This window comes from Neomegalonema perideroedes DSM 15528 (assembly GCF_000374145.1).
GTDB classification, from domain to species: Bacteria; Pseudomonadota; Alphaproteobacteria; order Rhodobacterales; family Rhodobacteraceae; genus Neomegalonema; species Neomegalonema perideroedes.
The window spans coordinates 473,464-493,374 of the sequence record NZ_KB893653.1 but is presented as its reverse complement, the minus strand read 5'-3'; the positions used below and the strand labels follow the sequence as shown (position 1 = coordinate 493,374).

The 19,911-nt window shown below is 66.7% G+C and carries 18 protein-coding genes; 12 read left to right on the top strand and 6 right to left on the bottom strand.

What is annotated here, in order from left to right:
- Positions 1-15: 15 nt before the first annotated feature.
- A complete protein-coding gene (locus B161_RS16340; RefSeq protein ID WP_018631759.1) occupies positions 16-1,209 on the bottom strand; it encodes a restriction endonuclease subunit S in 1,194 nt (397 codons plus the stop codon).
- On the bottom strand, positions 1,206-2,744 hold the full coding sequence (locus B161_RS0102395) for a type I restriction-modification system subunit M (protein WP_026310137.1): 1,539 nt from the start codon (positions 2,742-2,744) through the stop codon (positions 1,206-1,208). Before B161_RS0102395 ends, B161_RS16340 begins: the two co-directional genes overlap by 4 nt.
- A gap of 165 nt (positions 2,745-2,909) precedes the next feature.
- Between B161_RS0102395 and B161_RS0102390 the strand changes: the two genes are divergently transcribed.
- Positions 2,910-3,644: a BglII/BstYI family type II restriction endonuclease gene (locus tag B161_RS0102390; RefSeq protein ID WP_018631757.1), complete on the top strand. Its 735-nt coding sequence runs from the start codon at positions 2,910-2,912 to the stop codon at positions 3,642-3,644.
- A 97-nt stretch (positions 3,645-3,741) separates the two neighbouring features.
- Here the strand turns inward: B161_RS0102390 and B161_RS0102385 are convergent, their stop codons facing one another.
- Complete coding sequence (locus B161_RS0102385; protein WP_018631756.1) at positions 3,742-4,452, bottom strand: MT-A70 family methyltransferase; 711 nt, start codon at positions 4,450-4,452, stop codon at positions 3,742-3,744.
- A 185-nt stretch (positions 4,453-4,637) separates the two neighbouring features.
- Here B161_RS0102385 and yghX point away from each other — a divergent pair, with 185 nt between their 5' ends.
- Positions 4,638-5,552 carry a YghX family hydrolase gene (yghX, locus tag B161_RS0102380; RefSeq protein ID WP_018631755.1) on the top strand — a complete coding sequence of 305 codons (915 nt, stop codon included), beginning with the start codon at positions 4,638-4,640 and terminating at the stop codon, positions 5,550-5,552.
- Between the two features lie 91 nt (positions 5,553-5,643).
- Here yghX and B161_RS0102375 read toward each other — a convergent pair whose 3' ends face one another.
- Positions 5,644-6,138: an Lrp/AsnC family transcriptional regulator gene (locus tag B161_RS0102375; protein ID WP_018631754.1), complete on the bottom strand. Its 495-nt coding sequence runs from the start codon at positions 6,136-6,138 to the stop codon at positions 5,644-5,646.
- Positions 6,139-6,399: 261 nt separating this feature from the next.
- Between B161_RS0102375 and pgeF the strand changes: the two genes are divergently transcribed.
- From pgeF to B161_RS0102350, 4 genes are all read left to right on the top strand, one after another.
- Positions 6,400-7,188: a peptidoglycan editing factor PgeF gene (gene pgeF, locus B161_RS0102365; RefSeq protein WP_018631752.1), complete on the top strand. Its 789-nt coding sequence runs from the start codon at positions 6,400-6,402 to the stop codon at positions 7,186-7,188.
- Between the two features lie 172 nt (positions 7,189-7,360).
- Positions 7,361-8,854 (top strand): hypothetical protein, encoded by a 1,494-nt coding sequence (locus B161_RS19480; RefSeq protein ID WP_040788903.1) that lies wholly within the window; start codon positions 7,361-7,363, stop codon positions 8,852-8,854.
- Positions 8,855-9,079: 225 nt separating this feature from the next.
- Entirely contained in the window at positions 9,080-9,334 is a 255-nt protein-coding gene (locus B161_RS0102355) for a YjhX family toxin (RefSeq protein WP_018631751.1), read from the top strand.
- Positions 9,335-9,487: 153 nt separating this feature from the next.
- On the top strand, positions 9,488-9,796 hold the full coding sequence (locus B161_RS0102350; protein ID WP_018631750.1) for an EthD family reductase: 309 nt from the start codon (positions 9,488-9,490) through the stop codon (positions 9,794-9,796).
- A gap of 115 nt (positions 9,797-9,911) precedes the next feature.
- Here B161_RS0102350 and rlmN read toward each other — a convergent pair whose 3' ends face one another.
- On the bottom strand, positions 9,912-11,141 hold the full coding sequence (rlmN, locus tag B161_RS0102345) for a 23S rRNA (adenine(2503)-C(2))-methyltransferase RlmN (protein WP_018631749.1): 1,230 nt from the start codon (positions 11,139-11,141) through the stop codon (positions 9,912-9,914).
- Positions 11,142-11,274: 133 nt separating this feature from the next.
- Between rlmN and B161_RS0102340 the strand changes: the two genes are divergently transcribed.
- Positions 11,275-12,321, top strand: a complete 1,047-nt coding sequence (locus B161_RS0102340) for an asparaginase (RefSeq protein WP_018631748.1) — start codon at positions 11,275-11,277, stop codon at positions 12,319-12,321.
- A 125-nt stretch (positions 12,322-12,446) separates the two neighbouring features.
- Here the strand turns inward: B161_RS0102340 and B161_RS0102335 are convergent, their stop codons facing one another.
- Positions 12,447-12,875, bottom strand: coding sequence for an invasion associated locus B family protein (locus tag B161_RS0102335; protein WP_157755504.1), 429 nt, complete (start codon positions 12,873-12,875; stop codon positions 12,447-12,449).
- A 469-nt stretch (positions 12,876-13,344) separates the two neighbouring features.
- On the opposite strand from B161_RS0102335, the gene cpaB reads away from it, so the two are divergent.
- The 5 genes from cpaB (at position 13,345) to B161_RS16315 (ending at position 19,877) form a co-directional block, all read left to right on the top strand.
- On the top strand, positions 13,345-14,433 hold the full coding sequence (gene cpaB, locus B161_RS18500) for a Flp pilus assembly protein CpaB (protein WP_157755503.1): 1,089 nt from the start codon (positions 13,345-13,347) through the stop codon (positions 14,431-14,433).
- Positions 14,430-16,106: a type II and III secretion system protein family protein gene (locus tag B161_RS16325; protein WP_018631745.1), complete on the top strand. Its 1,677-nt coding sequence runs from the start codon at positions 14,430-14,432 to the stop codon at positions 16,104-16,106. Before cpaB ends, B161_RS16325 begins: the two co-directional genes overlap by 4 nt.
- Before the next feature lie 11 nt (positions 16,107-16,117).
- Positions 16,118-16,501, top strand: a complete 384-nt coding sequence (locus B161_RS0102320; RefSeq protein WP_018631744.1) for a CpaD family pilus assembly lipoprotein — start codon at positions 16,118-16,120, stop codon at positions 16,499-16,501.
- A gap of 24 nt (positions 16,502-16,525) precedes the next feature.
- Positions 16,526-17,920 carry an AAA family ATPase gene (locus B161_RS16320; protein ID WP_018631743.1) on the top strand — a complete coding sequence of 465 codons (1,395 nt, stop codon included), beginning with the start codon at positions 16,526-16,528 and terminating at the stop codon, positions 17,918-17,920.
- A gap of 85 nt (positions 17,921-18,005) precedes the next feature.
- The gene (locus B161_RS16315) at positions 18,006-19,877 is read left to right on the top strand and encodes a CpaF family protein (RefSeq protein WP_018631742.1); all 1,872 of its coding nucleotides are present in this window, start codon (positions 18,006-18,008) and stop codon (positions 19,875-19,877) included.
- Positions 19,878-19,911: the final 34 nt, after the last annotated feature.

The window sequence follows — 19,911 nt, the reverse complement described above, 5'->3', positions numbered from 1 at the left end:
CGGGGGATTTCGGAATCAGAGCTCGCCCCGAAAAGCCCGATGCTGAAGGGAGGAGAAATTTTCAGCCATCTTTGCAGCCGAAATTTTCAGAGGTGATCTAGTGTGTTCAAGGGAAGCGAGCGCATTGGCGAAGCGATCTTGCTGCGCCCGCGGTATGTTAGGAAAGGGAAGCGAGGCTAATCCTTCGGTGTTTATATTGAATTGACCCGCAGAGGTTTTAGAACGCTCACGAATTGCGGCGCGTCCAGCCCTCGAAGCAAAATAGATCGCTGCGAACATAGAATTAGCGCAATATAAAAGACGAACACGAATTAGGTAAGAGGCAAATATCCAATCATCTTTCTGATCAAACTCTGAAACTGCATTTTTTGTAAACACAGCGCACCTCCCGACATGTTCAAGATTCCCATTTGTACGTACAAAAAGCATGTCCCCATCTCTTAAGCGCAGCCGCTTCAATTCGGCGTCATTTATATCAACCGTCTTGATCTCAGTTGTATCAATGCCGCCACCAATCACATTTGGGATGCGAAGTGTCGGCAAACCTGTATTTCCAGATTTATTCGAGGTTCCATAGCGGAACTCCTCAACGACATCGCCGAACGCAATGAAATCTCGGGCCAACGCCTCCCCGAACATTTCCTGAAAAATGGCTTGTCCGAGGGCGTTGAGCCTGTCGAGAGCGCGGGCGCGCAGACGACGCAAAGCGTCCGCCTGATCCAAAATCCCCGCGATCCGCTTCTGCTCGGAAAGGGGCGCAAGGGGGATTTCCAAGTCCTCCAGAAAAGCCTTGGGAACTCGGCGCTGCCCCCCACTGCCCGTCATGCGGCGCTCGCCAGCGGCGCGGATATGATCCTGCCGCAGAAAATAGGTCAGATAATCCGCATCAAGTTTTGAGGCGTGCGGCCGCAAGACGTGAAACTCAGTGGAGCCGAAAGCATAAGCCGTCGTCACGACCGCCTTGGCGATCTTGTTGTTTTCATAACAAGGGGTGATCTTGGCGAGGAGAACATCCCCATTCCTGAAAATGGTGAAGCCCTTGCGCACCTCCGCATAGGAACGACGCTCATGAACGGACATAGCTCCAGTTTCCGACACGGACGCCATGGGCACGAAATCCGCCAACTCCTCCTCGCTCATCTCGCCCGCGCGAGGCCCCGCAGGGTTGATCTCCACCACCTCCCCCAAAGCGACGACAGGCCATTTCACTTCAGCATCTCCTCAAGCTTTTCCAAGCCCTCGGAGATTTCGGCCTCCAATACGCGAAGCTCGGCGATGATCTCGGCGGGAGAGGCGTGCGCGACCTCCGCCTGCTCGATCTCGCGATAGCGGTTCAAAGATAAGTCCCAACTCCCCGTCGCCACGATCTCCGCCAGAGGAACCATGAAGCTCCGCGCCGTCCGCGGACGCGCCGCCTCCGCAGCCAGATCCCCCCAGCGCGCCAGAATATCCGGCAGATCGTTCTTCGCCCGCTCCTCCTCGCTCAGAGGCGTCCGCGGAGAAGGCCCCAGCTTCTCCGGGTCCAGCAGCGGCGCGCGCTTGTCGTCGAGGCTGAAGCCGTCCGCCGCCATGTCGTAGAACCACACCTGATCCGTGCCGCCCACGCCCGTCTTCGTGAAGAGCAAAATCGCGCAGGAGACTCCCGCATAGGGCCGGAAGACGCCCGAAGGCAGCTTGATCACCGCCTCCAGCTTATGATGCTCGGTCAGGGCGCGGCGCAAATCCTTATGCGCCTTGGAGGAGCCGAACAAAACGCCGTCCGGCACGATGGCCGCAGCCCTGCCGCCCATCCGCAGCAGCCGCAGGAACAGCGCCACGAAGAGAAGCTCGGTCTTCTTCGTCTTGACGAGCTTCTGCAGATCCTTGGCCGTCGTCTCATAATCCAGCGAGCCCGCGAAAGGCGGATTCGCCAAAATCAGAGAATAACGCCCGGCGTCGGAGTCCTGCGGTTCGGCGAGGCTGTCGCGATAAGCCACCTCGGCGTTCTCGACGCCGTGCAGAATCATGTTCATCGCCCCGATGCGCAGCATGGTGGCGTCGAAGTCGAAGCCGTGGAACATGGCCTCATGGAAATGGCGCCGCTGTTCGGGATTGCGCAGCATCTCGGGATGGGCCTCGCGCAGATATTCCCCCGCCTCCATCAGAAAGCCGCAGCTGCCCGCCGCAGGATCGCAGATCATGTCTGCGGGGGTGGGCTTCGTCAGGCGGACCATCAGCTGAATGATGTGGCGCGGCGTGCGGAATTGCCCATTTTGCCCCGCGCTGGCGATCTTGCCGAGCATATATTCATAGACGTCGCCTTTGACGTCGCGGCCCTCCATCGGCAGCTCGTCGAGCATCTGCACGACCTTGGCCAGCAGATTCGCGTTGGAGAAGCCCAGCCGCGCGTCCTTCATATGCCGCCCGTAGGAGGAGCCTTCTTCGCCCAGAGCCCGCAGGAAGGGAAAGACATGCTCGTCCACGACGCGCATCATCTCGCGGGCCTCGAAATTCTTGAAGCGCGACCAGCGGAGATTCTCATAAGGCTCGTTTTTGGGATCGGCGCCTTCCGGGAAGATCCGCCGCTCCAGAGGGCGGCCCAGAGCTTCGGCCTTGCTCTCCTCGACCGTCTGGAGATCGTCCAGACGCTTGACGAACATCAGAAAGGTCAGCTGCTCGATGACGGAGAGCGGATTAGAGACGCCTCCCGACCAGAAGGCGTTCCAAATCTGATCGACTTGAGTGCGGATCATTCCTGTCAGCATCGCGCATCCGTAAGGCAGGAGAAAATTCTCCGCCCTGCTTAGGGGGTCGGGAGGCGCGGGGCAATCCTCGGCGACCGCGGGATCCAAGCCCTCCATGCCCCCCCTTCCAGCTGGATCCGGGCGGATCCGGCTGCTATCCTCCCGCCGCGCAATGAGGAATCCGGCATGTTCGACAAGCTTCGCGACCGCGGTTTCGATATCGCGATCCGCAATCACGCAGGCGCCATCTTCAGCGTCGATTTTCCGGACCAAGTCCATGAACTGGAGGAAGCTCTTCTAGAGCTGTCCATCCCCGTCGAGGAGCTGATCGGATCCGGGGGCGGCGAGGCCCAATCCACGCAGCGCCTGCGCAAGCACCTTTACGAAGCGGGGTGGCCGAAACATAATTTTCGGTTCACTTTGAGCGTCGACGGCGACGAAACCGTCTCCCAGAGCCACGAAATCGACCATGTCCGTCAGGCCGGGGCCGGCCGCATCGCTCTTGAAATCGAATGGAACAACAAGGATCCGTTCTTCGACCGCGACCTTGAGAATTTCCAGCGGCTTCACGCGCAGAGCGCCATCAGCATCGGCGTCATCATCACGCGCGGCTCCAGCCTTCAGGCCGGCATGACCGATATGGTGGAGCGATGCCTCAAGAAGCACGGCGTCCTCGACGAAGACCAAATGGTCAAGCTGTTCAAGATGAAGGAGCGCACCGCCCGTCAACGCGAGGCCGTGCAGTATTTCGTCGAGCGTCAAACGCCCTATCCCCAAGCCTTCGCCCGACAATTCGTGCAGGATAAATTCGGCCAAGCCACGACGCATTGGAGCAAATTGGTGGAGCGCGTCAATCGGGGCGTCGGCAATCCATGTCCGCTTTTGCTGATCGGCCTGCCCTCGTCGGCGATCCTCGAATAGATCGGCCTCAGCCGAGGGCGGAGGGGCGCCGGTTCTCCCCGCCCTCGCTCAAAACTCCGGACGAGCGGCCGGGAAGCCCCGACCGCTCGGACCAAGCTCATTCGGCGGGAGTCGTGAGGTTATCGGTCGCCGAGTTATGCGAATAGGTCTTCCACGTGGGCTTATAATCATCGTCGGCCTGATTGCCCCAGACGGTCCAGCCTTCCCGCCGCCCGCGGCCGAAGAGCTCAAGATAGGGCCCCCAAGAGCAGCTTTCGATGATTTGATATTGCTCATCGGGCTTCCGGCTATGCTCGCGCTTCCGGGTCTTCACAAGATCGCCGTCAGGCCCGACGCGGCCTTCCTCGGCTCCGGGCTCCTCGGCCGAGATGAAATTCACCTGAGAGCGGCCCGGGGCGAGCGTGCGCACGTCTTTGCCCCGCACGCCGAACAAGAGGATCTCCGTGACGTTCCGGAAATAAAACCCGACGCCGCGCCCGTCGGGACCGCCGTCCTTGCGGATCTTCTCCCAAACGATGTGGGATTTATATTCGAAGCCCCAAGCCTTCAGAACTTGAAGGCCGTCGGGCAGAAGGGCGTTCGGCACCCAAAGATAGCAATGAGCCCGCGCCTCAAGATGCTTGGCGATGGGCAGAGCGCAGATCTCGTCCAGCTCCATGGTCGGATAGCGGGCGAGCCGCTTATGCTCCGGCGCCACCTTGCCCGTCCGGTTGGTGAACCTCCAGGGAGGATCCGCCATCACGCAGCCAAATTTTTGATCGTCCAAAAAAGCGCTTAAATCGGCGCTCGCGCCGGTCAACTCTGCCATGATCGCTGCTCCTGTCGTCCGGTCCGCACTATCGGGGGAACCGGCGCGAATGTCCACCAAGGAACCAGTCGGGAACGATCGGACGGGATGCGCGGAATCCTCCGCTCTCCTTTTCTTGAAGGGCGCCGGGCCGCGCCCGCCTGTAGGCTGTCCGCTCAGATCAGAGATCAGGGAGACGACGCCTCATGACAGCTCCGGTCCCCCAAGCCGCCGCGACCCGCCTCACGGCTCAGGACTTCCCGCCCGAACTGCTCGAACTCTATGATTTCTACGTCCATGGCCGCATCACCAAGCGCGAGTTCCTCGACCGCGCGGGGAAATTCGCCCTCGGCGGCCTCACCGCCGCCGCTTTATTGAGCAGCCTCTCGCCGGATTACGCCCTCGCCCAGCAGGTCGAGTTCACCGATCCCGCGATCCTGCCCGAATATATCAGCTATCCCTCGCCGAACGGACATGGCGAAGTCCGGGGCTATCTCGTGCGCCCGACCGGCGCGACGGGGCCGGTTCCGGGCGTGGTGGTGGTCCATGAGAATCGCGGCCTCAATCCCTATATCGAGGATGTGGCCCGGCGCCTCGCCAAGGCCGGATTCGTCGCCCTCGCCCCCGACGGCCTGACCTCCGTCGGCGGCTATCCCGGCAATGACGACAAAGGCCGCGAGCTTCAGCAGCAGGTCGATCCGGCCAAGCTGATGAACGACTTCTTCGCCGCCGTTGAATTCCTGCTCGCCAGCGACCTGACCACCGATAAGATCGGAATCACGGGCTTCTGCTATGGCGGCGGAGTCTCCAACGCGGCGGCGGTCGCCTATCCCGAACTGGCGGCGGCGGTTCCCTTTTACGGGCGTCAGGCGCCGGCGGCGGACGTCCCGAAGATCAAGGCCCCGCTCCTGCTGCATTTCGCCGAGACCGACCCCAACGTTAACGCCGGATGGCCCGCCTATGAGGCGGCGCTCAAGGCGGAGGGCAAGATCTACGAGGGCTACGTCTATCCGGGGACGAACCACGGCTTCCATAACGACTCCACGCCCCGTTACGACGAGGCGGCGGCCGAATTGGCGTGGTCCCGCACGCTGGATTGGTTCCGCAAGCATCTCGCCTGAGGACGGGAGGCCCCCGGCCTCGCGGCGGCGCGCGGTTCGGGGGCCCCGGGGGGGGCTTCGTGGGGCCTCGTGGGCTCCCCGACCCTCTTCGTCAGACGGAGGTGGTCTGATCGAGCAGCTCGAAAGGCACGCCGGGCTCGCGCTTGGCGGTGCGGATCACGAGGCGCGTCTTGACGCTCGCCACGTTGGGCGCCGAGGTCAGATGATCGGTCAGGAATTTCTGGAAGGTCGAGAGATTGGGCGCCACGCAGCGCAGGATGAAGTCGATCTCGCCGTTGAGCATATGGCAGTCGCGCACGAGCGGCCAGCTTTGCGCCAACGCCTCGAAGGCTTCGAGATCCTCCTCCGCCTGGCTTTTCAGCCCGATCATCGCGAAGACCATCACGTCGAAGCCGAGAGCGCGCTCGTCCACGTCGGCGTGATAGCCGCGGATCAGCCCCTCCTCCTCCAGCGCCCTCATGCGCCGGAGACAAGGCGGCGCGGAGATCCCCACGCGCTGGGAGAGGTCGACGTTGGTCATGCGCCCGTCGGCCTGAAGCTCGGCGAGAATCTTGCGGTCGATGGGATCGAGTTTGACGCCCGGCATATCGGCTCCGTTCGCGCCCGATCCGCGCGGATCGGGACGCCTCTTGTGATTTTCTTGGGCTCCGCCGCCCTCCAGAGCGGTTTGGACCTGATCTTTGAAAGAAAATTACAGATTCGCGGCGAAAAAGAAACGGATTTTCTGCGTTTCGGGGGCCTCCTCCGCCTTTCGGACCCCTCCTGAGCCCTCAGCGCCCCTGCGAGGCTGGACGCCCTCCCGACGGAAGGTCTAGAGAAAGACGATTCGCCGCAAGAGGAGCGTCCTATGCTTCATCCGCCCTTCCAGCGCGCCGCCCCTTTGGAGCGCCCCGAGATCCGCCATGGCTTCTTCGGGCGAGAGGGCGGCGTCTCCTCAGGAATCTACGCTTCTCTGCAATGCGGACGCGGCGCCAAGGCCGACCGCCCCGAACAAGTGGCCGAAAACCGCGCCCGGGTCGCCCAAGCCCTGAACGCGCCGCCCGAAGCCCTCGTCTCCGCCTTTCAGATCCACAGCGCGGCCGCCGTGGTCGTCGAGGCGCCTTGGGCGCCCGATCAGGCGCCGGAGGCCGACGCCCTCGTCACGCGCGTTCCGGGGATCGCCTTGGGAATCCTGACCGCCGATTGCGCGCCCATCCTCTTCGCCGATCGTCAGGCGCGGGTGGTGGGGGCGGCGCATGCGGGCTGGAAAGGCGCGCTCGGCGGCGTGCTGGAGGCGACGGTGGAGGCCATGGCCGAGCTCGGCGCCGAGCGGGGACGCATCCGCGCCGTGGTGGGGCCTTGCATCTCGCAGCGCAATTATCAGGTCTCCGGGGAGTTCCGCGCCCAGTTTCTCGAAAGCGGGGCGGAGGCGGCGGCCTTCTTCGCCGAAGACCACGCCGATCCCGAACGCTGGCGCTTCGATCTGCCGGGCTACGTCCTCGCGCGGCTGAAGAGGGCGGGAGTCGGGCAGGCGCAGGCGCTCGGGCTCTGCACCTACGGCGGGGCCATGACCTATTTCAGCAATCGCCGCGCGCTCCATTGGGGCGAGCCCGATTATGGGCGCCAGCTGTCGGCCATCGCGCTGAACCCCGCCTGAAGGCGAGGCTCCGAGGCCGCTCCGGCGGCGGAATCCTTCGCCGGGGGCGGATCTTGGCGCGCTCCGCGCGGTTTTCGGATGAAAATCCGCGCAAGTCCGGTCAACGACCGGTTAACGCTCTTGAGCCTATCTTCGCGGCGCTCCGACCGCATTTTCGAGGATAGGCGCCGCCATGAACCGTCCTTCGTCTTCCGCTTCGCGCCCTGTCCGTCTTCGCCCTCTGGCGCTGGCGCTGCTGACCGCGACCACGCTGACCGGATGCGAATTCACGCAATCGCTCTTCCGGGGCCGCTCCGCCATTCCCGAGGCGCCGGTCCATCCCTTCGCCGGAGGCCCGGCGACGCTCGTCAAGCCGCCCTCCATCGTGGCGACGCCGCAGCTCAGCGCCCCGCCGCTCGGAGCGGAATTGCTCGTCACGCCCGCCGGACGCCATATCGCGGTGCTGCCCGTCGAGGGCGCGCCGCAGGATCGCGGCTACGTCATCCGCGAGGCGATGTCCTCGGCCTTGGGGCTGCGGGTGGATCAGGCGGCCTTCTCCGCCGCGCCCCAGAGCTATCGGCTGGAATGCCGCGCCTTTCTGGAAGGCGGCGCGCTGCTGCTGGAATGGCGGCTGATGGATTCCGTCGGGCGCACGCTGGATCAGGCCTTCGAGCGTCAGGCCTTCGTCGCTCAGCCGGGAATCGACCCTTGGTCCGCTTTGAGCGACGAATCTCTGGTCGCCGTGGGCCGCCGCAGCGCCGAGCGTCTGGCGCGCGGACTCTCGGGCGGCGTTTCGGGCGGAATCGCCCCGACGCCCGCCCCCGCCCCGATCCGCAGCGGCGCCGTCTCCTTCGGCCCGGGCCCCGCTTCAGGCCCGGCGTCCGCGCCCGCCTCCGCGCCTCTCGTCTTCGCGCCCTCCCTTCCGACGCCTGCGCCCGCCGCGCCGGTCTCCCGTCCGCCGCCGCCGCCCGCCGCCGTCGCCCCGAGCTTCGCGGCGCCTGCGCCGACGCCCGCCCGGCCGCCTGCGGCTCCGGTTCTGGCGCAGAGCGGCGGATTCTCGCTCGGGCCGGTCGGGGCGCCTCCCGTCTCCGCGCCGTCCCCGGCCACGCGCCCGCCGACGGCCCTCGTCGCGGTCCGGCCCGAACCGGCCGCGCCGCCGATCCTCCAGCCCCAACCCCAGCCCGTCGCGCAGCCGGCGCCGCCCCCCGCGCCCGCCCCGACCTATGCGCCTCCGACTCCGGCGCCCGCCGCGCCCCCTCCCCCGGCTCCGGCGCCTTCCGCGGGCGGAGGCTTCGGCGCGCCGACGCCCATCGCCTCGACGGCCAACGCGCCCATCGCCTTCCGGGGCGTCTTCGGCGCCCCCGGCGACGGCGACCGCAGCCTGAGCGCGGCTTTGCGCCAATTGCTCATCAGCGCGGGCGAGCGCATCGTCCCCGAGGGCACCCCCGGCGCCATGGTCCTCGCGGGACAGGTCGAGAAGAAGCCCGGCTCCGGCGGCGACGTGATCAGCATCACTTGGCGGCTTGAAGACGCGCTCGGCGGCGGCGTCGGGCAGGTGCTGCAAGAGAACGAAGTCCCGCGCGGCGCCCTCGACGGCGCCTGGGGCGAAGACGCCGGATACGCCGCCGAAGGCGCCCTCGACGGCGTGAAGCAGCTCATCGCCGCCGCCCGCAAAGGCCCCGGCTAAGAGGCTCCGGCAGATCCGGACTTGACCCCGAAGGCGCGGAGGATCATCCTTCGCGCCTTCTTTCATCCTCACGGCCGCCCCATCGGGGCCCGCCGCGCCAGAGGAGCATAGATGTCGGGGATTGCGATCCGCCGCTGACGCCGCGTCTTTCGCGCCGTCGGCCTGATTCGCCTCCGGAGCCTCGCGCTTCGGAGAATTTCGGCATGCCGAATCCCGGACCTCTCCATGAATATCTCAAAGCTCGAACAACGGACGCTCCATGCGCTCGCGCAAGGCGGCGTCATCCGCCATGAACAAGAGAAAGGCCGCGTCTTCGCGGCGGAATGCGTCACGCGCGAAGGCTGGACCCTCGCCGACTGCACGCTGGCGGTGTTTCGGAAACTGCGCCGCCGCAGGCTGATCGCCTCGCGGAACGGCGGCCCCTACCGCATCTCGCCGGAGGGGCTGAAGGCCGTGCGGGCGCAGCTCGACAACCGCTGAACCCCAAAGCGCCGCCAAGGCTCAAGGCTTCGGCGGCGCCTCATGCTTTGGTCTGCGGCGGACCTTGGTCGGGGCCGGGAGCGCTTGACCCTTCGGAGCCGCCCCCTCACCATTCCGGAGAGCTTCAATGAAGATAAATCAGGAGGAAACCCTATGGCTCGTCTGGTCGCTTTCTATAAGACGCCTAAGGATAAGGCCGCGTTCGACGCCTATTATACGGCGACTCACGCGCCTCTCGCCCGCAAGATCCCCGGCCTGCGCGGCTATACGGTCAGCGACGGCCCCGTGACCGCCGTCGCCGGAGCGCAGGACGTCTATAAGGTGGCCGTGCTGGAATTCGACTCGCTGGCCGCCTTGCAGGCGGGCCTCGCCACGCCGGACGGACAAGCCGCCGCCGGCGACATTCCGAATTTCGCCACCGGCGGCGTGGATCTCGTGGTCTTCGACTCGAAGCCGGCTTAGAGCGCTTTCCGACCCAATTGGGTCGTTCAAACGCTCCAAGTCTTTATTTCATCGCGCTTTCGCGACGCGAAGCTTGGTCAGCTTCGCTGGAAAGCGCTCTCAAGCCCTCCGCCGCTCAGGAGGCTTCGGCCTCTTGGGCGGCCTCCGGAGCGGCCCCCGCCCGGCGCGGATTGCGCGCCCGCTCGGTGGCCGACTTCAGCTGTCCGCAGGCGGCGAGGATGTCGCGGCCGCGCGGCGTGCGGATCGGGCTTGCGTAGCCCGCGCGATTGACGATCTCGGCGAAGGATTCGATCCGCTCCCAGCTGGAGCATTCGTAGATCGTGCCCGGCCAAGGGTTGAAGGGAATGAGGTTGATCTTGGCGGGGATCCCCGCGATCAGCCGCACCAGCCGTCGGGCGTCGGCGTCGGAATCGTTCACGTCCTTGAGCATGACATACTCAAAGGTCACGCGCTCGGAGTTCGAGAGGCGCGGATAGGCCCGCACCGCGTTCAGCAGAGTCTCGATGTTCCATTTCTTATTGATCGGAACCAGCTTATCGCGGACTTCATCCGTCGTCGCATGCAGCGAGATCGCCAGCAAGCACCCGATTTCTTCGCCCGCGCGCAAGATCTCCGGGGCCACGCCCGAGGTCGAGAGCGTCACGCGGCGGCGGCTGAGGCTGAAGCCCTCGCCGTCCATGACGATGGCCATGGCGTCGCGCACGGCGTCGAGGTTGTAAAGCGGCTCGCCCATGCCCATCAGCACGATGTTCGTGATGCGGCGACGGTCGTCGATCTTCTCGCCGGGGCGCGGCCATTCTTCAAGATCGTCGCGGCAGACCAGAGCCTGACCCACGATCTCCGCCGGGGTGAGGTTGCGGACCAGCTTCTGCGTGCCGGTGTGGCAGAAGGTGCAGGTCAGGGTGCAGCCCACCTGAGAAGAGACGCAAAGCGTGCCGCGATCCTCTTCGGGGATGTAAACCGCCTCGACCTCATGGCCGCCCTCGATGCGCAGGAGATATTTGCGCGTCCCGTCGGAGCTGATCTGACGCGTGGTGATCTCGGGGCGCGCGATCTGGAAGGCCTGAGCGAGCTCCGTCCGCAGGCCCTTGCCGAGATTGGTCATCTCGTCGAAATTCCGGGCCCCGCGCTGATAAAGCCAGGACCAGATCTGCGCGCGGCGCATTTTGGCGGCTTTGACGTCCATGCCGAAGGCCATCAGGGCCTCAAGCATGCGCTCGCGGGTCATGCCGATGAGGTTGTTCGCCGAATCCGAGACCTTGCGCGGCGCGACGCGGAAATCAGGCGCCAGAGCCTCGGCTTGCGGCGCGGTCGAGGGAAGGGCGACGGCCTGAGCGGGCGTCATGGGCGGAATCTCCGGAATGCGAAAGACGAAAAGGGCGCGGAGCCTCTGGCCCCCGCCGTCTGAAGGCTTAATATAGCGCGCCTGCGCTCCTTGCGCAAAACATCGCGCGCGACTTTCAGGGAGGCGCCTCCATATGTCCGATTCCGTCAACCCCATCCTCGTCGAAACCACCCGCCGCGACCGCAAAGGCGGCGAGATCACGGAGAACCTCCATCGCGGCGCGGTCGCCGTGGCCGGGCCGGACGGAGAGCTGATCTTCGCCCTCGGCGACGTCGAGCGCCGGATCTTCCCGCGCTCGGCGGTGAAGATGATTCAGGCGATTCCGCTCGTCTCCTCAGGCGCCGCCGAAGCCTATGGCCTGACTTCGGAGCATCTGGCGCTCTCCTGCGCCTCGCATGAGGGCTCGCATGAGCATGTGCGGCGGGTCTCCGCATGGCTGGAGCGTCTGGGCCTCGGCGAATCCGATCTCGGCTGCGGCCCGCAGGATCCGAGCGACAAGGCCGAAGCCGAGCGTCTGCGCGGAACCGGCGAGAAGCCTTGCCGACTGCATCATAATTGCTCGGGCAAGCATGGCGGCTTCCTGACCCTCACGCGCCATCTGAAGGCGGCTCCGGCGGATTACCTCGATCCCGAAGCCCCGACTCAGCGCGCCGTGGGCGCGGCCTTCGCCGAGGCCACGGGTCAGGACGCGGTTCCCGCCTATGGCGTGGACGGCTGCGCGGCGCCGAACTTCACGGCTTCTCTGGCGGGAGTGGCCCGGGCCATGGCCGGATTCGCCGCCGCCGGAGACGGCGATTCCCATGACGCCGCCCAGCTGCGTCTGAGGCGGGCGATGAAGGCCCATCCCTTCCTCATCGCGGGCGAGGGCCGGGCCTGCACGCGGCTGACCGAGGCTCTGCCGGAGGAGGCTGTGGTGAAGGTCGGGGCGGACGGCGTCTTCACGGCGATTCTGCCGGGACGCGGCGTAGGTCTGGCGCTGAAGATCGACGACGGCGCGAATCGGGCGGCGGAATCGGCTCTGGCGGCGATCCTGACCGCGCTCGGCGCGACGAAGGGCGCCGAAGCTCTGACGGAATCCCTCCGTGAGCCGCCGATTCGCAACAGCCGTTCGGAGGTCGTGGGCGCGATCCGCCCCGCCGGGAGCTTCTCCGGAAGCCTCTCCGGACTCCGGCGCGCCTGAGGCCCGTTTAAGGCCCGTTTCAAGAGCGAATCAGCGGCGACGCCCTTTTCGCGCGCCGCCGCTCCGCGATCCTTCCGCTTCCGCGTCCTCCGGCGCCCACCCATGCGCCGGGAGGCGGGAAGCCTTCAGCGGCAGGCGGCCTGCGCCGCGTTGGAGGCGGCCGTGAAGCCCGCCAGAGAGAAGGTGTGCTCGACCCGCGAGCCGCCCGTCACGCCCGCGGTCACGATGGCGGAGGCGCCGCCGCGCATGGCGCTGAAGAGGCGGCGCTCCTCCTGTTCGCCTTCGACCCAAGCGCCGTCGCCCACGGCGAAGAGGGTGAAGCTCGAACGGCCGATCTGCACCGTCACGGGACGCGATTCGTCGAAGGGCACGCCCGAGATGATGCTGATCTCGCCCGAGACTCCGGCGCGCGGCCGATAGGAGGCCATCAGGAAGGTCTCGCCGACCGTTCCCGGATTCTGGGAGTAGTTGGACTGGGTGGGCGTGGTGGCGGCCCAGCAGACCGAGCCTTCGGCCGGCTGCATTTTGAAGGCGCTCCAGAAGCGCGACTCCATCAGACGCGTCCTGGCGTCCTGGGCGACCGCGGTTGTGGCGGCGGCCGTCGCGACAAAGGCGGCGCCGACGACGAACAGGGCGACGATCCTCACAGGGTGACCTCATTAGGTTGTTCCGGTCCATGAACGACCGGAGATCGCGGCGAAATCCGTCCGAATTGAGGCCGCGCCGCGGACGCTCTCCCTTTGCGCCCGGCCGGAGGCCCGCGCGGAAGGAGGGGAGCGCCGAAGACGACGGCGATGCTCGGACGAGGTCCAGAAAAGAACCTCCGCCGTCGTTTTCCCTGATTCGCGCCGGAATTCCAACCCTCTTGCGCGAAACCATCCCTTCGCGGCGCCTCCTAAAACAATTTTAGGACAAGACGCGCATAGTCCTTGGACCGATCGGAAGTCCGGATTCGGACTCCAATAACCGGCGAAGTCATGCGGCGGGCCACACAGGCCTCTCGTCAGCAAGAGGAGACGCAGCGTGCGTGGCGTCAGGATTTTCATTTTACTCTGCGCCTGTCTGGCGGCCATGGCGACGATGTGGCTGGTGCGGAGCGCGATGGACAGCAGAGCGGCCCTGCCGCGGCAACCCGTCATGGCGGGCCCCGCGACGCCGGAGGCTCCGCCGGTCCCCCGGACCGAAGACGTGCTGGTCGTGTCGCGCGACGTGCGCATCGGCGAGACCCTGCGTCCCGGCGACGTCCGCTGGCAGCCTTGGCCCACCGACGCTTTGGCCGGCTCCTTCGTGACCCGCAGCGCGCGGCCTCAGGCTCTGGACGAAGTGACCGCCAAAGTCACCCGCACCCGCCTGACGCAAGGCGAGCCGCTGACCCAGTCGAAGATCCTCGATCTTCAGGGCGGCGGCCTGATGTCGGGCATCGTGCGCGAAGGCATGCGCGCGATCAGCCTTCCCATCTCCGACGTGACGGGCGCCGGCGGCTTCATTCTGCCGGGCGACTACGTGGACATTCTGCTGACCCGCGCCTTCACCATCGACATGGTGAACGAAGAGACCGGCGTGGTGAACCGCCAGATCTCCGAGAACCGCACCGACACCATCATGCGCCATGTGCGCATCCTCGCCATCGACCAGGTCCTCGGCGAGGGCGTGCGTCAGCCTTCGGTGGTCGGCGCCACCGCCACCATCGAGGTGACCCCCGATCAGGCGGAGCTGATGGCTCTGGCGCGTCAGATCGCCCAGCAGTCGCGCGGCTTCATCACCCTGAGCCTGCTCAGCTTCGAAGAGCTGAGCACGGCTTTCGGCGGCGACGTCGACAAGATCATGCCGAGCACCCATCTCGACCTGCGTCAGGAGGCCGCGCGCCTCATCGCCGAGGCCGAGGAGAAGCGCGCTCAGTTCGAAGAGGTGCGCCGTCAGACTCAGGAGGCCATGCGCGCCCGCTTCGGCGCCGCGCCGCCCAAGGAGGAGGCGTCCGCGGCGTCGCCCGCTCCCGCCGCCGCGCCCCTCGCGCTTCCGCCGCCGCGCCTGCTCGTGGTGCGCAGCGGCGCCGCCGCCGCCGTGCCGACCATGCCCGCCGCCTCCCCCGCGACCGAGGAGACCTCGAAATGACGCTTCGCGTCCGCATCCTCCGCCTGAGTCCGGCGGCCGTCCTCTCCGCCTGCGCTCTGGCCTGCGCGCCCGCTCTGGCCGACGCCTTCAAAGGCTCCTCCGCGCCGGTGGGCTTCTCCTCCGGCCTGAGCGGCCCGGTCTGGGATCCCGGCCAGTCCGCTTTCCAGTCGGGCCCGGCCCAGCCGGCCGGGGCTCTGGAGACGGGTTCGCTCGTCGCGCCCGACTACTACCTCGACCGGGCCGAGACCCGCCCCGGCGCCGAACTTTTCTCGCGCATGACCGGCTACGGCGCCGACATGGTTCAGGATGGGGTCTACGGCCCCTCCCTGATCGAGATCGGCGGCGAAGGCGCGGCCTCTCAGGGCGGCGTGGTTCACGTCTCGAAGACGGCGCTGCTCAAGCTTCCGGCTCCGGCGCGCGAGGTGGTGGTGGCGGATCCCGGCATCGCCTCGGCCACGCTGCGCACCAACCGGCAGATTCTGCTCTACGGGCTGAAGGTCGGCCAGACCAACATCTTCGTCTTCGACGACGAGGGCGCCCAGATCCTGAATCTGGAGCTGCGCGTCGAGGCCGATCTGCGCACGCTGGAGGCCTCGCTGCGCGCCAATTTCCCCGGCTCGAATCTGCGGCTGGAATCCATGCTCGGGCAGGTGATCCTGCGCGGACAGGCCTCCAGCCTGCGCGAGGCTCAGGAGATCCGGCGCTTCGTCCGTCAGGGCGTCGCGGCGGTCAACGCGGCCGGCGGCGTCCAGATCTCCAGCGACGACGTGGAGCTCATCGACCGCATGGCCGTGGCCGGCGAGAATCAGGTCACGCTCAAGGTGCGCGTGGCCGAGATGCGCCGCGAAGTGGTCAAGCAGTTCGGCGTGAATCTGGGCGGCAGCGGCGGAATCGGCGGCCCCGCCCAGAGCATCACCCTGGAGAATCCCTTCAACGTCAACAGCCTGGTGGGCGGCGGCCTCGCCGCGAGCCTCAGCGCGACCGTGGCGGACTTCACCCTCTCCAGCCTCGTGCGCGCCTTCGAGCGCCATGGCGTGGCGCGGCTTCTGGCCGAGCCGAACCTGACCGCCGTTTCGGGCGAGAGCGCCAGCTTCTTCGCGGGCGGCGAATTCCCCTATCCCGTCTCCCTCGACGAGCGCGGGAACGTCGGCTACGACTACCGCAAATTCGGCGTGGCTCTGGACTTCACCCCCGTGGTGCTGGACAACGGCCGCATCAGCCTGAAGATCGCCACCGAAGTCAGCGAGCTGACCAACGAGGGCGCCCTGATCGTCGGCTCCGTGACCATCCCCGGCATGGCCATCCGGCGCGCCAACACGGTCATCGAAGCGCCCTCGGGCGGCGCCATCGCCATCGCGGGCCTGATTCAGCAGCGCGACGCGGGCGACCACGCCGGATTGCCGGGCATCAAAAGCCTGCCGATCATCGGCCGCCTCTTCTCCTCCAGCGACTTCAAACGCTCTGAGACGGAGCTGGTGATCCTCGTGACGCCCTATCTGGTGCGCCCCAACGCTCCCGAAGCCTTCGCCCTGCCCACCGACGGCTACGCGCCGCCGAGCGACGCCGATCTTTATCTGCTCGGACGCGTTCAGGCGACTTACGGCGCCGGGCCCTACGACCCAGCCGCCGCCCGCGCCGCCCTGCGCGCGCCGCTCGGCTTCATCATGAACTGACGGAGAGCGTGATGTCTGAACGCCTGAAACCCGCGGCGCTCGCAAGCGCGCTCGCCCTCCTCCTCGCCGGCTGCGTCGGCGGCTCCGTCCCCAACGGGCCGGAGCAGGCCCTCCAGCCCTGGGAGACCTACCCGCTCGGCGCGACCGCGCATTGTCCGCCGGATTCCGAGGACATCCGCCTCGACCGCACGAACCGCCCTCCCTCCAGCTTCGGCTGCGCGACCTCGGTGAACATCGCGGCGCAAGTCGCCTATCCCTCCGATCTGACCGGGCCCCAGCCCATGACCGCGCCGGACTGGGCCCGCGAAGAGCGCGTGCTCGACGACTGGCGCAAGGGCGAGACGACGCAAAGCGCCCGCGGCCAGACCGGCGCCCCCTCGATGATCGGCAATTAACGGTCGCTTCAGGAGAAGACTTTCATGGCCCGCTCCGCCACAGCTAAATCCGCCTCCCGTCCGGCCGAGACCTCCGAAGAGGCCTTCGCGCCGATCGAGGGCGTGATCCCTCGCGTCAGCATCGAAGCCTATTGCGAGACGGAGAGCTTCGCAGACGCTCTGCGCGGCGCCGCCGCCGACCGCCGCATGGTCAAAACCAGCCTCGCCGTCTCGATGGGCGGCGTGGCGCGGGCGGCCAAATCCTACAGCGACGCCAGCACGCCCAATCTGCTGATCGTCGAAAGCTCGGAGGGCGGCTTCGGCATCTTCAGCGAGCTGGAGATGCTCGCCGAGGTCTGCGACGCCTCGACCAAGGTGGTGGTGGCCGCGCCCTCCAACGACGTGACGCTCTATCGCGAGCTGAAGCGTCAGGGCGTGGACGAATACATCGTCACCCCCTCCTCGCCGATGCAGGTGATCGACGCGATTTCGGCGATCTACGCCGGACCCGCCACCGCGCCCATGGGCAAGATCCTCGCCTTCGTGGGCTCCAAAGGCGGCGTGGGCTCCAGCACTCTGGCGCATAACGTGGCCGCGGCCATCGCGCGGCGGCGTCAGAAGGAGACGATCATCCTCGATCTGGACATCGAATTCGGCACCGCCGGGCTCGACTTCAATCAGGATCCCACGCGCAGCATCCTCGACGCCCTCGCCGACGGCGACAAGCTCGACGACGTGAAGCTCAAGCGCCTGCTGATCGAGGAGAACCAGCATCTGCGCATCCTCGCGGCGCCCAGCTCTCTGGACGTGAAGGTCGAGATCGACGAGGCCTCGATCACCTCCCTGCTCGACGTTCTGCGCAAGAGCGGCGACTATGTGGTGATCGACGCCCCGCACGGCTGGACGCCCTGGGTGCGTCAGGCGCTGCTGCTGGCCGACGACATCGTGCTGGTCGGCGCGCCGGACCTCGCTTCGCTGCGCAACGTCAAGGGCCTTTACGATTCGCTCAAGGCGCGGCGCCCGAACGATCCGCCGCCGCGCATCGTGCTCAATCAGGTCGGCGTGGAGAAGCGCCCCGAGATTCCGCTGAAGGACTACGTCAGCGTGCTCGGCGCCCATCCCGACCTCGTGCTGCCCTATGACGCGGCGATCTTCGGCGCGGCCTCCAACGGCGGGCAGATGCTCTTCGACAGCGCCCCGCGCCACAAGGTCACCACCGATCTGGACGCCTTCTCGGACAGCTTCTTCTCCACCACCCGCAACGGGCGGCGGATTCTGCGCTCCGGCAGCTCCTCCGGCGGGGGCCCGGTCGGCGGCGCCAAGAAAGGCGGCTTGAATCCTTTAAGCGCGGTCAAGGGCTTCATGGACAAGCTCCGCGCCCGCCGCAAGGACGAAGAGCCCGAAGACGACGAAGACGACGAAGACGACGACCGCAAGTGACCGCTCGAGACGGCTCCGCGCCCGGCGCGGAGCCGCGATCAGGACGGGCTCAGCCCGCTTCCGTCAGCCCCGAGAGTGACGAGACATGAGCAACCCGACGCCCCCCAAAATCTTCGGACGCCGCCCTCAGGGCGAGGCGCCCGCCGGCTTCGGCGGCCTTGGGCTTCCTACGGGCGCCCCCCCGCCCCCTCCGCGCCGTTCTCCGCCTCCTCCGCCTCCGCGTCCCGGCATGAAGGCGCCGCCGCCGCCGGGTCCGGCGGGCGCGGGCGGTTTGGGCGGCCTCGGCCCGAGGATCAAGCCCAAGCCCACCGACGCGCTCAACGTCGATCTCTCGCGCTCGCGCCCGCCTCCGGGCTTCGGGGGCCCTTCCGGCCCTCCGCCGCGTCCGGGCGGCCTTGGGGGCCCGGGAGGGCCCGGGGGCCCCGGGGCTCCGCGTCCCGGCGCGTCCGATCCCCGGCCCGATCCCTCCGCCCATGCGGCGGAGGAGAGCGGCGAGGTCGTGCCCGTCGGCAAGGCGACCGGCGTCTCGCTCGCCTCGGACACGACTCCCAGTCCCGGCGGCTTCGGCGCGCTGCGCGCCAAGGCGCGCGCCAATAAGGCCAAGGCCGCCACGCCCGCCGACGAGGAGGCGAAAGCCGCCTCCACCGAGCGCTCGCGCGGCGATCCGATCCATACGCAGGAATATTACTCGCTCAAGACCGACATCTTCTCGGCCCTGATCGACGCGATGGATCTGTCGCGCGTGGTCGCGCTCTCGCGCGAGGACGCCGAAAACGAGATCTCGACGATCATCAACGAGATCGTGGCGGTGAAGGGCTTCGTCCTCAGCGTGGCCGAGCAGCGCCGCCTCGTGGACGACATCTGCGACGACGTGCTCGGCTACGGCCCTCTGGAGCCTCTGCTCGAACGCGACGACATCGCCGACATCATGGTGAACGGCGCCGATCAGGTCTATATCGAAACCAAGGGCAAGATCGAGCTGACCAACATCCGCTTCCGCGACAATCGCCAGCTTCTGGAGATTTGTCAGCGGATCGTGTCGAAGGTCGGCCGCCGCGTCGACGAATCGAGCCCCATCTGCGACGCGCGCCTTCTGGACGGCTCGCGCGTCAACGTGATCGCGCCGCCGCTCGCCATCGACGGCCCCACGCTGACGATTCGTAAGTTCAAGAAAGACAAGCTGAAGATGGCCGATCTGGTCCGCTTCGGCGCCATCACGCCGGAAGGCGCGAAGGTTTTGGAGATCGCTTCGGCCTCGCGCTGCAACATCCTGATCTCGGGCGGCACGGGCTCCGGTAAAACGACTCTGCTGAACTGTCTTTCGGGCTTCTCGGCCGACGACGAGCGCATCATCACCTGCGAAGACTCGGCGGAGCTTCAGCTCCAGCAGCCCCATGTGGTGCGTCTGGAGACGAGGCCCTCGAACCTCGAAGGCAAGGGCGAGGTCACCATGCGCGACCTTGTGAAGAACTGTCTGCGTATGCGCCCCGAACGCATCATCGTCGGCGAGGTGCGCGGCCCGGAGGCCTTCGATCTCCTCCAGGCCATGAACACCGGCCATGACGGCTCGATGGGCACGCTCCACGCGAACAGCCCGCGCGAATGTCTGAGCCGCCTCGAATCGATGATCACCATGGGCGGCTTCTCGCTGCCCTCGAAGACGATCCGCGAGATGGTCTGTTCGGCGGTGAACGTCATCGTGCAGGCCCAGCGCCTGCGCGACGGCTCGCGCCGCATCACCCACATCACCGAGGTGCTCGGCATGGAGGGCGAGACGATCATCACGCAGGATCTCGTGCGCTTCAAGGTCACGGGCGAGAACGCTCAGGGCAAGCTGGTGGGCAAGCATCTCTCGACCGGCGTGGGTCAGCCCGCCTTCTGGGAGCGCGCTCAGAGCTATAACCGCGAGGTGGAGCTTCAGGGCGCCCTGACCAGCATGGACGAGGATTTGAGCTGACGAACGGCGCGCCGCCCCCTCGCTGCGGATTCCT

Bases quoted from the DNA above. Each gene is read 5' to 3' on its own strand.
- B161_RS0102355 (WP_018631751.1), top strand. From the start codon at position 9,080: ATGAATATCTCAAAGCTCGAACAACGGACGCTCCATGCGCTCGCGCAA.
- B161_RS16320 (WP_018631743.1), top strand. From the start codon at position 16,526: ATGGCCCGCTCCGCCACAGCTAAATCCGCCTCCCGTCCGGCCGAGACC.
- yghX (WP_018631755.1), top strand. From the start codon at position 4,638: ATGACAGCTCCGGTCCCCCAAGCCGCCGCGACCCGCCTCACGGCTCAG.
- B161_RS0102350 (WP_018631750.1), top strand. From the start codon at position 9,488: ATGGCTCGTCTGGTCGCTTTCTATAAGACGCCTAAGGATAAGGCCGCG.
- B161_RS0102335 (WP_157755504.1), bottom strand. From the start codon at position 12,875: ATGGAGTCGCGCTTCTGGAGCGCCTTCAAAATGCAGCCGGCCGAAGGC.
- pgeF (WP_018631752.1), top strand. From the start codon at position 6,400: ATGCTTCATCCGCCCTTCCAGCGCGCCGCCCCTTTGGAGCGCCCCGAG.
- rlmN (WP_018631749.1), bottom strand. From the start codon at position 11,141: ATGACGCCCGCTCAGGCCGTCGCCCTTCCCTCGACCGCGCCGCAAGCC.
- B161_RS0102320 (WP_018631744.1), top strand. From the start codon at position 16,118: ATGTCTGAACGCCTGAAACCCGCGGCGCTCGCAAGCGCGCTCGCCCTC.
- B161_RS0102395 (WP_026310137.1), bottom strand. From the start codon at position 2,744: ATGCTGACAGGAATGATCCGCACTCAAGTCGATCAGATTTGGAACGCC.
- B161_RS19480 (WP_040788903.1), top strand. From the start codon at position 7,361: ATGAACCGTCCTTCGTCTTCCGCTTCGCGCCCTGTCCGTCTTCGCCCT.
- B161_RS0102340 (WP_018631748.1), top strand. From the start codon at position 11,275: ATGTCCGATTCCGTCAACCCCATCCTCGTCGAAACCACCCGCCGCGAC.
- B161_RS16315 (WP_018631742.1), top strand. From the start codon at position 18,006: ATGAGCAACCCGACGCCCCCCAAAATCTTCGGACGCCGCCCTCAGGGC.
- B161_RS0102385 (WP_018631756.1), bottom strand. From the start codon at position 4,452: ATGGCAGAGTTGACCGGCGCGAGCGCCGATTTAAGCGCTTTTTTGGAC.
- B161_RS16325 (WP_018631745.1), top strand. From the start codon at position 14,430: ATGACGCTTCGCGTCCGCATCCTCCGCCTGAGTCCGGCGGCCGTCCTC.
- B161_RS0102375 (WP_018631754.1), bottom strand. From the start codon at position 6,138: ATGCCGGGCGTCAAACTCGATCCCATCGACCGCAAGATTCTCGCCGAG.
- B161_RS0102390 (WP_018631757.1), top strand. From the start codon at position 2,910: ATGTTCGACAAGCTTCGCGACCGCGGTTTCGATATCGCGATCCGCAAT.